The organism is Streptosporangium sp. NPDC023825 (assembly GCF_040639575.1).
Taxonomy (GTDB): Bacteria; Actinomycetota; Actinomycetes; order Streptosporangiales; family Streptosporangiaceae; genus Streptosporangium.
Genome location: NZ_JBFAAE010000001.1, coordinates 66,662 through 79,954, shown reverse-complemented (window position 1 = coordinate 79,954; position 13,293 = coordinate 66,662). Strand labels below are relative to the sequence as shown.

15 protein-coding genes are annotated in these 13,293 nt (G+C 71.7%); 10 read left to right on the top strand and 5 right to left on the bottom strand.

What is annotated here, in order from left to right; genetic code table 11:
* Window positions 1-82 precede the first annotated feature (82 nt).
* The 3 genes from hrcA to AB0G15_RS00370 all read left to right on the top strand — a co-directional run bounded on the left by hrcA (window position 83) and on the right by AB0G15_RS00370 (window position 3,123).
* Window positions 83-1,096, top strand: coding sequence for a heat-inducible transcriptional repressor HrcA (gene hrcA, locus AB0G15_RS00380; RefSeq protein WP_362677952.1), 1,014 nt, complete (start codon window positions 83-85; stop codon window positions 1,094-1,096).
* A gap of 14 nt (window positions 1,097-1,110) precedes the next feature.
* Window positions 1,111-2,253 carry a molecular chaperone DnaJ gene (dnaJ, locus tag AB0G15_RS00375; protein WP_344742687.1) on the top strand — a complete coding sequence of 381 codons (1,143 nt, stop codon included), beginning with the start codon at window positions 1,111-1,113 and terminating at the stop codon, window positions 2,251-2,253.
* Between the two features lie 138 nt (window positions 2,254-2,391).
* Complete coding sequence (locus AB0G15_RS00370; protein ID WP_362834237.1) at window positions 2,392-3,123, top strand: 16S rRNA (uracil(1498)-N(3))-methyltransferase; 732 nt, start codon at window positions 2,392-2,394, stop codon at window positions 3,121-3,123.
* 220 nt (window positions 3,124-3,343) lie between these two features.
* On the opposite strand, the gene AB0G15_RS00365 is transcribed toward AB0G15_RS00370, so the two are convergent.
* Complete coding sequence (locus AB0G15_RS00365) at window positions 3,344-4,045, bottom strand: hypothetical protein (protein WP_362834236.1); 702 nt, start codon at window positions 4,043-4,045, stop codon at window positions 3,344-3,346.
* Window positions 4,042-4,521, bottom strand: a complete 480-nt coding sequence (locus AB0G15_RS00360) for a SigE family RNA polymerase sigma factor (protein ID WP_043655278.1) — start codon at window positions 4,519-4,521, stop codon at window positions 4,042-4,044. The genes AB0G15_RS00365 and AB0G15_RS00360 overlap by 4 nt, the downstream gene beginning before the upstream one ends.
* A gap of 284 nt (window positions 4,522-4,805) precedes the next feature.
* Here AB0G15_RS00360 and AB0G15_RS00355 point away from each other — a divergent pair, with 284 nt between their 5' ends.
* The 7 genes from AB0G15_RS00355 (at window position 4,806) to era (ending at window position 10,719) form a co-directional block, all read left to right on the top strand.
* Window positions 4,806-5,156, top strand: a complete 351-nt coding sequence (locus tag AB0G15_RS00355) for a histidine triad nucleotide-binding protein (RefSeq protein ID WP_362834466.1) — start codon at window positions 4,806-4,808, stop codon at window positions 5,154-5,156.
* 92 nt (window positions 5,157-5,248) lie between these two features.
* A complete protein-coding gene (locus tag AB0G15_RS00350) occupies window positions 5,249-6,316 on the top strand; it encodes a PhoH family protein (protein ID WP_362677341.1) in 1,068 nt (355 codons plus the stop codon).
* A gap of 132 nt (window positions 6,317-6,448) precedes the next feature.
* Window positions 6,449-6,931, top strand: a complete 483-nt coding sequence (ybeY, locus tag AB0G15_RS00345) for an rRNA maturation RNase YbeY (RefSeq protein ID WP_362677339.1) — start codon at window positions 6,449-6,451, stop codon at window positions 6,929-6,931.
* Window positions 6,928-8,229, top strand: coding sequence for a hemolysin family protein (locus AB0G15_RS00340; RefSeq protein ID WP_362834235.1), 1,302 nt, complete (start codon window positions 6,928-6,930; stop codon window positions 8,227-8,229). The genes ybeY and AB0G15_RS00340 overlap by 4 nt, the downstream gene beginning before the upstream one ends.
* A 414-nt stretch (window positions 8,230-8,643) precedes the next feature.
* A complete protein-coding gene (locus AB0G15_RS00335) occupies window positions 8,644-9,270 on the top strand; it encodes a hypothetical protein (RefSeq protein ID WP_362834234.1) in 627 nt (208 codons plus the stop codon).
* A 178-nt stretch (window positions 9,271-9,448) separates the two neighbouring features.
* Window positions 9,449-9,781 (top strand): cytidine deaminase, encoded by a 333-nt coding sequence (locus AB0G15_RS00330; protein WP_362677333.1) that lies wholly within the window; start codon window positions 9,449-9,451, stop codon window positions 9,779-9,781.
* A gap of 17 nt (window positions 9,782-9,798) precedes the next feature.
* Window positions 9,799-10,719 carry a GTPase Era gene (gene era / locus AB0G15_RS00325; RefSeq protein WP_362834233.1) on the top strand — a complete coding sequence of 307 codons (921 nt, stop codon included), beginning with the start codon at window positions 9,799-9,801 and terminating at the stop codon, window positions 10,717-10,719.
* 18 nt (window positions 10,720-10,737) lie between these two features.
* Here era and AB0G15_RS00320 read toward each other — a convergent pair whose 3' ends face one another.
* Genes AB0G15_RS00320 through AB0G15_RS00310 form a run of 3 tightly spaced genes read right to left on the bottom strand, consistent with a single transcriptional unit; the run spans window position 10,738 to window position 13,202 of the window.
* Window positions 10,738-11,604 carry an urease accessory protein UreD gene (locus tag AB0G15_RS00320; protein ID WP_362834232.1) on the bottom strand — a complete coding sequence of 289 codons (867 nt, stop codon included), beginning with the start codon at window positions 11,602-11,604 and terminating at the stop codon, window positions 10,738-10,740.
* Between the two features lie 4 nt (window positions 11,605-11,608).
* A complete protein-coding gene (gene ureG, locus AB0G15_RS00315; protein WP_362834231.1) occupies window positions 11,609-12,277 on the bottom strand; it encodes an urease accessory protein UreG in 669 nt (222 codons plus the stop codon).
* A gap of 28 nt (window positions 12,278-12,305) precedes the next feature.
* Window positions 12,306-13,202, bottom strand: coding sequence for an urease accessory UreF family protein (locus tag AB0G15_RS00310; protein WP_362834230.1), 897 nt, complete (start codon window positions 13,200-13,202; stop codon window positions 12,306-12,308).
* Between the last annotated feature and the right edge of the window lie 91 nt (window positions 13,203-13,293).

The window sequence follows — 13,293 nt, the reverse complement described above, 5'->3', positions numbered from 1 at the left end:
CGGGGCCGTACACTTGGCACTCGGGAACACAGAGTGCCAAACCTCGTGTTTCCCTCTGAACGCAGGCAGGGAGGTGACCACGTTGGTCGACGACCGCAAGCTCGCCGTGCTCCGCGCCATCGTCGAGGACTACGTGTCCACCAACGAGCCGGTGGGTTCGAAAGCCCTCGCGGACCGGCACAACCTGGGGGTGTCCCCGGCGACGATCCGCAACGACATGGCGGTGCTGGAGGAGCAGGGTTACATCGCCCAGCCCCACACCAGCGCAGGCCGGGTGCCCACCGACAAGGGCTACCGGCTCTTCGTCGACCGCCTCTCGCAGGTGAAACCCCTGTCGAGCGCGGAACGCAAGGCCATCGAGAGCTTCCTCGCGGGCGCGGTGGACATCGACGACGTCGTCATGCGGACGGTGCGGCTGCTCGCCCAGCTCACCCGGCAGGTCGCCGTGGTGCAGTACCCGACGCTGACCCACTCGACGGTCAGGCACGTCGAGCTGGTGCCGCTGAGCGAGCGCCGGCTGATGTTCGTGCTCATCACCAACACCGGCAGGGTCGAGCAGCGCGTGGTCGAGCTGCCCAACGTCGTCGACGAGCAGCGCGTGGCCCATCTGCGCGCGATGCTCAACGCCTCCCTCGACGGGTGCGGGCTCACCAGCGTCCCCGACAAGGTCGCCGACCTGCCGGAGCGGCTGCCCCCGGAAGACCGGCCGCTCGCTGCCACTATCCTGTCAGTGCTGCTGGAGTCCCTGGTGGACCGGCACGATGAGAAGATCGTTTTCGCCGGAGCCGCCAACCTCGCGGGAGCCGACTTCACCGTCGGGCTCCGCGACGTGCTGGAGGCTCTGGAAGAGCAGGTCGTGCTCATGCGCCTGCTCGGTGAGACCTCCGACCTTTCGGCGCTGACCGTGCGGATCGGCTCGGAGAACCCCTACACCGGACTCCAGGGCACGTCCATCGTCGCCGCCGGATACGGTTCTGGGGACAAGCAACTGGCCCGGCTCGGTGTGCTGGGCCCGACGCGAATGGACTACCCGGTCACGATGGGCGCGGTGCGCGCGGTGGCACGCTACGTCAGCCAGATCCTGGCTGCATCATAAGAGGTCAACGAAAAGTGGCTAAGAGCGACTACTACGGCACCCTCGGGGTGCGCCGTGACGCCAGTGCGGAAGAGATCAAGAAGGCGTACCGGCGCCTGGCGCGCGAGCTGCATCCCGACGTCAACCCCGACCCCGAGACCCAGGAACGCTTCAAGGAGATCACGCAGGCCTACGAGGTCCTGTCCGACTCCAGCAAGCGGCAGATGTACGACATGGGTGCCGACCCGTTCGCCTCGGGCGGCGGCGCGGGGGCCGGGGGCTTCGGTGCCGGCTTCCCGTTCAGCGACATCATGGACGCCTTCTTCGGCGCGGCGGGTGGCGGCGGTGGCCGCGGTCCCCGCTCCCGTGCCCGGCGCGGGCGCAACGCCACCATCCGGGTCGAGCTCGACCTGCGCGAGTCGGGCTTCGGCACGACCCGCGAGCTGGTCGTCGACACCGCCGTGGTCTGCGAGGTCTGCACGGGTTCGGGCGCCGCGGCCGGCACCCACCCCGACACCTGTGACATGTGTCACGGCCGGGGTGAGGTGTCCCAGGTCACCCGGTCCTTCCTCGGCCAGGTGATGACCTCCCGCCCCTGCCCCCAGTGCGGCGGCTTCGGGTCGATCATCCGTAACCCCTGCCAGGAGTGCTCCGGCGACGGCCGGGTCCGCACCCGGCGGACCATCAAGGTCCGCATCCCGGCCGGCGTCGAGGACGGCACCCACATCCAGCTCGCCGGCGAGGGCGAGATCGGCCCGGGCGGAGGTCCGCCCGGCGACCTGTTCCTGGAGATCGTCGAGCGTCCCCACGAGATCTTCGAGAGGCGCGGGGACGACCTGCACTGCACGGTGCAGATCCCGATGACCGCGGCCGCGCTCGGCACCATCCTGACCATGGAGACGCTCGACGGCGCCGAGGAGCTCGACATCCGTCCCGGCACGCAGTCGGGGCAGACGATTCCGCTCTACGGGCGGGGCGTGCAGCGCCTGAACGAGACCGGCCGCGGCGACCTGCTGATCCACGTGAACGTGGAGACCCCCTCCCGCCTCGACGCCGAGCAGGAGGAGCTGCTGAAGGAGCTCGCCAGGCTCCGCGGCGAGGAGCGCCCGCCGGGCAAGTTCGCCCCCGGGCAGCAGAGCTTCTTCTCCCGCCTGCGGGACGCCTTCAATGGCCGCTGACCCGGCCCGAGCCCGGTCGCGCCGCGGCCGGGCCCACCTCCGGCCGGAGCGTCCCGCCCCGGCCGTCCCGGGGTCGTGTCACCCGGGCCGGGCCGGCTCCGGGGCGTGGCGTCCCGGCCCGTCCGGCTCCGACGGCCCATGACCGTCCCGGTCTTCCTGGCCGAACCCGCCGACCTGGCCAGGCCGGAGTTCGTCTTCGGCGGTCCCGAGGGGCGCCACGCGGCGGCCGTGCGGCGGCTGCGGGCGGGGGAGCGGCTCGACCTGACCGACGGGGCGGGCTCCGTCGCCGAGTGCGTGGTGACCGAGGCGGGCAGGGACTCGCTCCGGGTCGAGGTGCTGCGCCGCCGCGACGTGCCCGTGCCGTCGCCGCGCCTGGTCGTGGTCCAGGGCCTGCCCAAGGGCGACCGGGGCGAGCTGGCCGTGGAGATGATGACCGAGGCGGGGGTCGATGTGATCGTTCCCTGGGCCGCGTCGAGGTGTGTCACCCAGTGGAAGGGCGAGCGGGCGGCCAAGGCGCTGGCCCGCTGGCGGTCCACGGCACGCGAGGCGGGCAAGCAGTCGCGCCGCTTCCACCTGCCGGAGGTGACGGAGCTCGCGTCCACCGCGAAGGTCGCCGGCCTGCTGTCGGCGGCGGCGCTGGGTGTGGTGCTGCACGAGGAGGCCGCCGCCCCGCTGTCCGGCCTGCCCCTTCCGGCCGGCGGCGACATCGTCGTGGTGGTCGGCCCCGAGGGCGGGGTCTCGGGCGAGGAGATCGCCGCGTTCCGCGAGGCCAAGGCGGTGCCGGCGTTGCTCGGGCCGACGGTGCTGCGCACCTCGACCGCAGGGGTCGTGGCGGCGGCGGTGCTCCAGACGCGCAGTGGCCGCTGGTGACATCCCGCCGGTGTGCGGCCGGTCGCCCTCGGCGGTCGGCCGGTCCCGGCGAATCCGTGTCGTGAGGCCTCGGGAAGCGTGAGGCGCCGGGAAGCGGTGTCGTGAGGCCCCGGGAAGCGTGAGACCACCGGGAGGCGTCCGTGAGGCCTCCGGGAACCCGCCCCCGCGAGCGGGTGAGGAGGAGAGAACCGGTCAGGGGCCGCCGTGACCGGTCACCGTGCTAACTCTGGGTGGGGATCGGAATCGGGGTGCTCGCCTCCGTCGGCATGGGGGGCGAGGCGTCGCCCGAGGGCGCGCACTCGTCGGGCGAGCACGGGCTCTCCGAGGGAGCCGGCCTCGTCTTCGCCGGCGTCGGTGTCGCCTCGATCTCCTCGCACCTCCTGAAGACCCCGCTGGGCTCGACGGTGGGGCTGTCGAGGGGGGTGGGGCAGGTGGGCGTCGGTGTCGGCGTCGGCTTGGGAGCCGTCGTCGCCGGGTCGGGCCTGGAGGTGGGCCGCGCGCTGGGCGCCGCGCTCCTGGACGGCGCGGGCCTCGGCGAGAGCATGGTGGCGCCGGGGTCCGACTTGCTGGCGGCCGGAAGCGGGGCGGGGTCGGACGGCTGCTGCGAGGAGGGCGCCGGTGGACGTGAGGTGGCGGACCCGTCGACGGGAGGGGTCGACTCGGCGAACTTGATCCACTCGACCCTCACCTGGCGGCCCACCTCCTCGCGGAACTGGGGAACCACCATGACGACGGTCGCCGCGACGAGGACCGCGCCCGCGACGGAGGCCCCGGCGCGCCACCACACCAGCCGGCGGATCCCGCGCCGCTCGATGCGGCCGCGGATCACCTCCAGCCCGTCGGGGGAGGGAACGACCGAGTTCGCCTCCGCGCTGAGCGCGCGGCGAAGCAGCTCGCCGTACTCATCCGGGGAGTCGGTCATGACAGTTGCTCCAGTGAGGTTCGTAGGGCGGCCATGCCGCGAGCCGTGTGGCTCTTGACCGCGCCTTTGCTGATGCCCATCGCATGGGCGATCTGCGCCTCGGACAGGTCTCCGTAGTAGCGCAGCACCAGGGCCTCCCGCTGGCGTGCGGGCAGCCCGCGGAGCGCCTCGATGACGGCGGAACGCTCGAACTCGCCGATCGCCCCGTTCTCGGCGCTCGGCGCGTCGGGCATGCCCTTGGGCGCGTACTTCTCGACGACCGCCCGATGCCGAAGCACCGAACGTGATCGGTTGACGACCGACTGTCGCAGGTAGGCCAGTGCCTTGTCGGTGTCGCGCAGTCGACGCCAGGCGCCATGGATGGCGACGAACGCGTCCTGCACGACCTCCTCCGCGGTTGCCATGTCGCGGACGAGTAAGACGGCGAGACGGACAAGAGACCGATAGTGCGCGCTGTAGAGCGCGGTAACGGCCATGTCGGCATCCCATCCGACGGGCACCGCCCCGAGCGACCTGTCGGCCACGAGGGTCTCGGTGGTCACATCAGTGGGACGCTTGGCCTTCCCAGAGGGTTTACGCTCTTCCGGTTCATTAGGGGGCATGACCCAGTCGTGTCCTCGCCAGGCGGCCATATATTGCTGCGCGCAAAGGGCTGTCGTGGTTGAAGTTTTGCACACCCACCATATCCGGGCGGATCTTTGTTTGCGGACGGGAACCATCACCGATTCGCAACGTCCTCGGCGGTATGGTGCCTGTCATGGTGAGCGAAGCCGACTGCCTGTTCTGCAGGATCGTGGCCAAGGAGATTCCCGCGGAGATCGTCTACGAGACCGATCGTGCGCTGGCCTTCCGCGACGTCAATCCCCAGGCGCCGACCCACGTGCTGGTGATCCCCAAGGGTCACTACCGGGACGCGGCCGCCCTGGCCGCCGCCGACCACGGCCTGGCCGACGAGGTGATCAAGGCCGCGCACGAGGTCGCCCTGCGTGAGGGGGTCGCCGAGTCGGGCTACCGGCTGGTGTTCAACACCGGGCCCGGTGCCGGCCAGACCGTCTTCCACGTGCACGGACACGTGCTCGGCGGGCGCGGCCTGCAGTGGCCGCCCGGCTGAAAACCGGTAGGCGCGATCCCGGCGATCGCGGCTAGCATGGCGTTGAAGTTCCGCGCCTATATCTGGAGGCGAACAGGCCGTAAGGCCCGCTCATGTCCGAGACAAACGATTCCAGCAGAACGCCGCCGCGGTCCCGGGGTGCCAGCCGGACCCAGGCGAAGGTGGTTATTCCGGACGATCAGTCGATGGTCAGCCTGCTGGGCTCGCGCGACGAGCTGTTGCGCGTCATCGAGGGCGCCTTCCGCGCCGACATCCACGTCCGGGGCAACGAGATCACCGTCACCGGCAGCCCCGAGGAGAGCAGCACCGTGGTGCGGCTCTTCGAGGAGATGTCCGAACTCGTCCGCGGGGGCGCGCAGCTCACGGCCGACGCGGTCGAGCGCAGCATCGCCATGCTGCGGATGACCTCCGACCGGCCCGCCGAGGTCCTCTCCCTGGACATCATCTCCTCGCGGGGCCGGACCATCCGCCCGAAGACCGTGAACCAGAAGCGTTACGTCGACGCGATCGACAAGTTCACCGTCGTCTTCGGCATCGGACCGGCCGGCACGGGCAAGACCTACCTCGCCATGGCGAAGGCGGTGAAGGCACTTCAGGAGAAGAAGGTCAACAGGATCATCCTCACCCGCCCCGCGGTCGAGGCGGGCGAGCGGCTGGGCTTCCTGCCCGGCACGCTCTACGAGAAGATCGACCCCTACCTGCGCCCGCTCTACGACGCGCTGCACGACATGCTCGACCCCGACTCGATCCCCAGGCTGATGGCCGCGGGCACGATCGAGGTCGCCCCCCTGGCCTACATGCGCGGCCGTACGCTCAACGACGCCTACATCATCCTGGACGAGGCGCAGAACACCTCGCCGGAGCAGATGAAGATGTTCCTGACGAGGCTGGGCTTCAACTCGAAGATCGTCGTCACCGGTGACGTCACCCAGGTCGACCTGCCGAACGGCACCCAGAGCGGCCTCAGGGTCGTCCAGGACATCCTCGAGGGCATCTCCGACATCCACTTCAGTCGCCTGACCAGTGCCGACGTGGTGCGGCATAAGCTGGTGGGAGACATCGTGGACGCATACGGGCGCTACGACGAGACGCAGCGCCAGAGCAGCGCGGTGGAGCAGATCAAGGGCGTGGTCAAGCAGCGCCCCCGGGGGAGATCATGAGAGTGGACGGGCCGGCGGCCGGTCGAGAAGCGGTGGGCGAGCGATGAGCACGGAGCGACTCCGGCGCGGGAAGCGGATCGGGTCGCGTGGCACGAACCGGTCGCGCGGCGGGCGGGGAGCGGTGAACGGCCGATGAGCGTCGAGGTCAACAACGAGTCCGGCGTCGAGATCGACGAGGGGCTCATCGTCTCGCTGGCGGGGCACGTGCTGGAGCGGATGGGCATCAACCCGCTCGCGGAGCTGTCGATCCTGGTCGTCGACGAAGAGGCCATGTCGGTGCTGCACGAGCAGTGGATGGGTGAGCCGGGCCCCACGGACGTGCTCGCCTTCCCGATGGACGAGCTGCGTCCCGGTCCCGGCGCGGGTGCCAGGCAGGAGGGCGACGCGCCCACCGACCCGGCGCTCCTCGGCGACGTGGTGCTCTGCCCGCAGGTGGCCGCCAAGCAGGGGGCCGAGGCCGGGCACGGCACCGAGGCCGAGCTGGAGCTGCTGTGCACGCACGGCATCCTCCACCTGCTCGGCTACGACCACGCCGAACCCGAGGAGCACAAAGAGATGTTCGGCCTGCAGGCCGAGCTTCTGGAGTCGTGGCGGGAGGTGCGCCCCCAGCGGTGAACTTCGCCAACGGGTGGTTGTTCTCGGCCGTCGTCCTCGTCGTGGTCGGCGGGTTGATCGCCAGCGCGGAGACGGCCCTGACCCGCATCTCAAGGGTTCGCGCGGAGGAGTTCGTCCGCGACGGCCGCCGGGGCGCGGAGCGCCTGCAGGTCATCGTCGCCGACCCGCCGCGCTACCTGAACCTGCTGCTCCTGCTCCGGCTGAGCTGCGAGCTGGTCGCCACGGTGATCGCCACGCTGCTGTTCATCGACTGGCTCGGTGACCAGGGCTGGGCCTACACCGCCGCGGCGGCCGTCATGATCGTCGTCAGTTACGTGATCGTCGGGGTCTCTCCGCGCACGCTGGGCCGCCAGCACGCGGAGCCGATCGCGCTCGCCAGCGCGCCCCTGGTGTACGGCCTGACCCGGATCTTCGGGCCGCTGCCCAAGCTGCTCATCCTGCTCGGCAACGCGGTGACGCCCGGCAAGGGCTTCCGCGAGGGGCCCTTCACCTCCGAGGCCGAGCTGCGCGACCTGGTCGACCTGGCCGAGGAGCGCAGGGTCATCGAGCCCGACGAGCGGGAGATGATCCACTCGGTCTTCGAGCTCGGCGACACCCTGGTCCGCGAGGTCATGGTGCCCCGTACCGACATGGTGTTCATCGAGCGCGGCAAGACGCTGAACCAGGCCCTGTCGCTCGCCCTGCGCAGCGGTTTCTCGCGGATCCCCGTGGTCGGCGAGAACGAGGACGACGTCATCGGCATCGCCTACCTCAAGGACATCGCGCGCCGGGTGCAGGACACCGGCGACGACGGGCGTGCCGAGCCGGTGGAGTCCCTCATGCGCCCGGCCACCTACGTGCCGGAGAGCAAGCCGATCGACCAGCTGCTCCGCGAGATGCAGGCCCGCCAGATCCACCAGGCCATCGTCATCGACGAGTACGGCGGCACGGCCGGCCTGGTCACCATCGAGGACATCCTGGAGGAGATCGTCGGTGAGATCGCCGACGAGTACGACCAGGAGGCGCCCAGGGTGGAGCCGCTGGAGGGCGGCGCGGTCCGGGTGACCGCCAGGCTCCCGGTCGGCGACCTGGAGGACCTGTTCGGCATCGAGCTGGAGGTCGACGACGTCGAGACCGTCGGCGGGCTGCTGGCGCACGCGCTGGGCCGGGTGCCGATCGCCGGTTCCCAGGCGGTGGTCGAAGGTCTCAGCCTGACGGCCGAGAGCCTCGCCGGCCGCCGCAACCGGATCGGTACGGTCCTCGTCACCAGGGCCGTTCCCGCCGAGCCCGACTCGGTCTCCGCCTCCGCCGACCAGTGAGGGCTCCCGGACCGCCGTACCGGCCCGGGGATCGCCCGGGACGGGCGGATCCGGTGGGCGATCCGTTGCCAAGCCGCCCGCAAGCCTTCTGCAAGCGGGGTGCGCGATGCTTCTCCCACGGCACCCGGTCGCGCGGGGGCCGGTGAAGGAGATCCCGGCGCCCGGAGGGGTTCGCGGTGCGAGGGATCGGCTTCAGGGGGAGACAGAGTCACGCAGGGCTCCGAGGCTGTTCTGCGTCACTCGCTCAAGGGTGTTCTCGACCGTGAAATGTGGTTGAGGGCACCCTTAGGCGTTTATTGGATGATTGCCGCTTTTGCCGACGGGGAAGAAAGCGAGTCGGTGGGGACGGGACGCCTCGCCCATGACATCGGGGGAATGCTCATGACACGGGGAACGAATTTTGTCGTTTTTGCGGTGTTATGTGGGCTTTTATCAGGAGTTTCAGTTGGGTGTGGCGGTGAAGCGGGGCCCGGCGGCGCCACGGACCGCGCCGCGGAGCTGAACCGGCTGCGGGGGGTTCTCAGCGAGACCCGGGACCTGCCGGACGGGTTCTCGGCCCGCCCGCGCAACGGCTGGCGCGCCCCCTTCCAGGCCGTCGACGAGGACTGCAGGCTCGTCCTCGACGCCGCCGGAGGCAGGCCGCCGAAGCGGGCGCTGGGAGCGCGGGCCGCCGTGACCTACCAGGGCGACGGGGTCGGGGAACTGGCCGGATTCGGCCTCGCCTCCTACGACGGTGACGACGCGGCGCTCCACTTCGGAGAGCTCGCCGAGGCGCTGGGCGGCTGCCCGGTCGCGCGGGCCCCCGTCGCCGGGCGCGGCACCGCCTTCAGGGTCTCCGAGCTGGACCTGGGCCCGGTCGGCGACGGGGTGCAGGCCAGGCGGCTGAACGGCAGGCTGAACGGATACCCGTACGAGATCCACCTGGTGTTCGCCCTCAGCGGCCACACCCTGATCTCGCTGGTGCACGCCGGGGTCAGGGACGTCGACGCCGCGCGTACCGGGCAGCTCGCCCGCCTGCTGGTCGGTGAGGCCGGCGCGTGAGAGGTCACCGTCCGGGCCGCGTGAGGCCACCGTCCGGTGAAGGGGCCACCCTCTGGGAGGTCACCGTCCGGGTGAGCACCGTCCGGGTGAGGCCGCCGGGGTGCCGCTGTTCGAAGTGGATCTACGCCTGGGCGAGGCCGGGTCGCCGTGAGGGCCGGGAGCTGAATACCCTTGTGCCGTGAGTGACGCGACCCTCGATCCCGAGGACAAGAAGATCATCGTGCTGGCCCGTTCCGCCCGTGCCCGCAACGGTGCCGCCGAGGGGGCCGCCGTGCGGGACGAGACCGGCCGGACCTACTCGGCGACCAACGTGGCACTGCCGTCGCTGACCTTGTCGGCGCTCCAGGTGGCCGTGGCGATGGCCGTGTCCAGCGGAGCGGAGTCGCTGGAGGCCGCCGCGCTGGTCACGGCGGGTGACGGTCCCTCCGACGCCGACACACGGGCGGTCCGCGAACTGGGCGGCGAGACCGTGCTCGTGGCCGGTCCCGACGGGACACCGCGTCAGAGCTGAGCCCGGCATCGGCGACAATGGTTGACGTGAGTTCCTCAGCTGCTGATTTCCATGCCGGTTTCGCCTGCTTCGTCGGCCGGCCCAACGTCGGCAAGTCCACGCTGATGAACGCGTTGGTCGGCACGAAGGTGGCGATCACCTCTTCCAAGCCACAGACGACCCGCCGGGCCATCCGCGGCATCGTGCACCGCCCCGACTCCCAGCTCGTCATCGTCGACACGCCGGGCCTGCACCGGCCGCGCACGCTCCTGGGCGAGCGGCTGGACAGCCTGGTGCTCTCCACCCTCACCGAGGTCGACGTGATCGGCTTCTGCGTGCCCGCCAACGAGCCCATCGGCAAGGGCGACCGTTTCATCGCGGAGAAGCTCGCGGGCATCAGGAAGACCCCGGTGGTCGCCGTGGTCACCAAGTGCGACCTGGCGACCCGCGAGCAGATCGCCGCGCAGCTGCTCGCGATCTCCCAGCTCGCCGACTTCGACGACATCGTCCCGGTCTCCGCGCAGTCGGGCGAGCAGCTCGACGTGCTGGCCGACGTGCTGGTCCAGCGCCTCCCGGAGAGCCCGCCGCTGTACGAGGGGGGACAGCTCACCGACGAGCCCGAGCAGGTGCTGGTGGGCGAGCTGATCCGCGAGGCGGCCCTGGAGGGCGTGCGCGACGAGCTGCCGCACTCGATCGCGGTCGTCGTCGACGAGATGATGCCGAGAGAGGGCCGCGACGACCTCCTCGACATCTACGCGCACATGTTCGTCGAGCGCCCGTCCCAGAAGGCCATCGTGATCGGGCACAAGGGTTCCCGGCTCAAGGACGTCGGCAGCCGCGCCCGCCGGCAGATCGAGGCGCTCCTGGGCACCCGCGTCTACCTCGACCTGCGCATCAGCGTCGCCAAGGACTGGCAGCGCGACCCCAAGCAGCTCCGCCGCCTGGGCTTCTACGACTGAGCGCCCGGCTCCGTCCCCTCAGGGGCGGTTCCACGACCAGGAGTCCGGCCCCGCGCCGTCAAGGGTGGTCGCCTCCTCGCCGTGCCGGAGCCGTCGCCGCAGCTCGACGGCGTCCCGGCCGAGTGCGGAGACCAGGGTGCCGGGGCCGGCCAGGGGAAGGACGGCCCAGCCGTCCCCGACCACCGTTTCCGGCGCCCGTCCGGTGATCAGGGTGCTGCCCACGCAGCGGGCGTCGCCGTAGACGGCGGAGCTGCCGTCGATGTCCGGGTCGCCCACCACGAACTCCTGGCGGAGCAGCGGCACCCCGCCGAGGACGGCGTCGAAGCGCGAGTGGCAGCGTCCCGGCCGCTCGCCGTACCGGCCGAAGACGATCTCCTCGCGCCAGAGCACCCGCGCGTCCTCCGCCAGGTCCAGCCGGACGACCGTGCGGTGCAGGCAGCCCGCCGCGAGCACCGTCGGCTCCGGCGCGAACCGCAGCGAGGCGCCCGCGCCGACCCTGGCCGTGATCGTCATCACCGATTCGGCCCCCGCGGAGCCGGGCAGCACCAGCGTGCTCGCGACCGACCGCACCTCCAGCGCGGTTCCCGGCGCCACCTCGACGTCGAGGGCCAGGTCGTCGCCGCCCAGCGGACCCGCCGCGGTGGACACCAGGTGCACTCGGCCCGGCGCGGTCGCCCGCACCGTGAGCGGCGGGCTCGAACGCATCGTGGCGAGGACGGTCCGGCCGCCGGAGTCCCGTCGGGTGACGATCGCCGCCCGCGCCCTCATCGACCGCCGCCCGGCAGGTCCCGGCTCCGGCCGTACGGGCCGTGCGGGCGTGGGGGCGTCGTCGTGGACAGGCGCGGGCGCGCGGCCGGGGGTCGGGACGGAGTCGGTGACGGGCATGGGATCAGGCGTTGGAGTGCTCGTGGGACCAGGAATCGACCAGGCCGGTGACCCATTCGGAGACCGCGTGCGCGCTCGGATCCTCCCTGATCGAGGTGAACAGCACGGGCCTGCCCTCCCGTACGGCCGCCGCGTCGCGCGACATGACCGTGAGGTCCGCGCCGACCATCGGGGCCAGGTCGGTCTTGTTGACCACGAGCAGGTCGGCCGTCGTCACGCCCGGGCCGCCCTTGCGCGGAACCTTGTCGCCGCCCGACACGTCCAGCACGAAGATCTGCCGGTCGGCCAGGCCCCTGCTGAAGGTCGCGGTGAGATTGTCCCCGCCGCTCTCCACGATCACCAGGTCGAGCGGGCCGAACCGCTCCTCCAGGGTCTCCACCGCGTCGAGGTTGGCCGCTATGTCGTCGCGGATGGCGGTGTGCGGGCAGCACCCGGTCTGCACGGCGACGATCCGCTCCGGGTCGAGCACGCCCGCCCTGCGCAGGAAGTCGGCGTCCTCGGTGGTGTAGATGTCGTTGGTCACCACGCCCAGGCGCATCGAGGGGCCGAGCGTCCGGCACAGGGCCGCGGTCAGCGCGGTCTTGCCGCTGCCGACGGGCCCTCCGATGCCCAGGCGCAGCGCTCGTCCGTGAGGGTCGGCGGCGTGATGGTGGTCGTCGTGGTTGGCGCCCATGGGGGGTCACCGTCCTTCCAGGTGGTCGTCAGGAGACGAAAAGCCTCAGATCTGCGCGGATGTGCTGTTCGGCGAGCAGGTCGAGCGCGGGGGCGGCGTGCGCGGGCAGTGACTCCCACGACTCCCACGACTCCCACGACTCCCACGACTCCCACGACTCCCGCGACCCCTCCGCTTCCTGCGATCCCCAGGGCTTCCGCGAACGCGGGGCCTCCCCGGTGGAGACGGTGGCCGCGACCCGTTCCAGGGCCGGGGCGAGATCGGCGAGCAGGCGGTGGACGGCGACCGGGTCGAGGCCCAGCAGTCGCACCGCCGCCGTGGCGGGTCCGGTGACGGAGGTGTAGGCCGCCGCGAGGGCGGCCTCGGCGGGGGAGCACCCGGCCACGGCCGCCACCGCGCCGAGCGCGATCGGGTGGTGGACGCCCTGGGACACGGCCAGGGCCAGGGTGTCGAGCACCGGGGAGGGCCAGATCCTCCGCGAGGTACGCAGCAGCAGCCTGCCCTGCGTGCGGCTCGCCTCCCGCTGGGCGGGAGAGGAGATCCTGGCGTCGGCCTCCGCGTCCAGCCGTACCCACTCGGAACGGCCCGTCTCCGGACGGGGGGACGAGCCGTTCGCGGGAGCGGGACCGTTCGCGGGAGTGAGGGCGGGGGCGACGCCGTTCGCCCGCGCGGGGACCTCCGCCGGTGGGCCGTCCGCCGGGGGCGGGGGGCCCGCGGAGAGGTGGGCCGCGCCGAGCTCGCAGGCCGCGGCGGCGAGGGCGGCCGTCACCAGGCCCGCGGTGGCCAGGCGGCCCCGCAGGAAGGCGGCGAGGCCGGGAAGGTCGTGGATCGCGCCGATCCTGACCGCCTCCTCGGCGCCCCCGGAGTGGCCGTGACCCCCGGCGGGCAGCCGGGAGTCGGCCAGGAGCAGCAACGCGGCGTTCATGCGCTACGGGTTCCCCTTTCGGCTGGACGGGACCGGCTGGACGGGACCGGCTCTACGAGACCGGCCGGACGAGACGGCGCGGCGGTCGATC

Excerpts from the sequence above, each read along its gene's own strand:
- AB0G15_RS00370 (WP_362834237.1), top strand. The coding sequence starts at position 2,392 with ATGACCGTCCCGGTCTTCCTGGCCGAACCCGCCGACCTGGCCAGGCCG.
- AB0G15_RS00365 (WP_362834236.1), bottom strand. The coding sequence starts at position 4,045 with ATGACCGACTCCCCGGATGAGTACGGCGAGCTGCTTCGCCGCGCGCTC.
- AB0G15_RS00360 (WP_043655278.1), bottom strand. The coding sequence starts at position 4,521 with ATGGCCGTTACCGCGCTCTACAGCGCGCACTATCGGTCTCTTGTCCGT.
- AB0G15_RS00350 (WP_362677341.1), top strand. The coding sequence starts at position 5,249 with ATGTCCGAGACAAACGATTCCAGCAGAACGCCGCCGCGGTCCCGGGGT.
- ybeY (WP_362677339.1), top strand. The coding sequence starts at position 6,449 with ATGAGCGTCGAGGTCAACAACGAGTCCGGCGTCGAGATCGACGAGGGG.
- era (WP_362834233.1), top strand. The coding sequence starts at position 9,799 with ATGGTTGACGTGAGTTCCTCAGCTGCTGATTTCCATGCCGGTTTCGCC.
- AB0G15_RS00320 (WP_362834232.1), bottom strand. The coding sequence starts at position 11,604 with ATGCCCGTCACCGACTCCGTCCCGACCCCCGGCCGCGCGCCCGCGCCT.
- ureG (WP_362834231.1), bottom strand. The coding sequence starts at position 12,277 with ATGGGCGCCAACCACGACGACCACCATCACGCCGCCGACCCTCACGGA.
- AB0G15_RS00310 (WP_362834230.1), bottom strand. The coding sequence starts at position 13,202 with ATGAACGCCGCGTTGCTGCTCCTGGCCGACTCCCGGCTGCCCGCCGGG.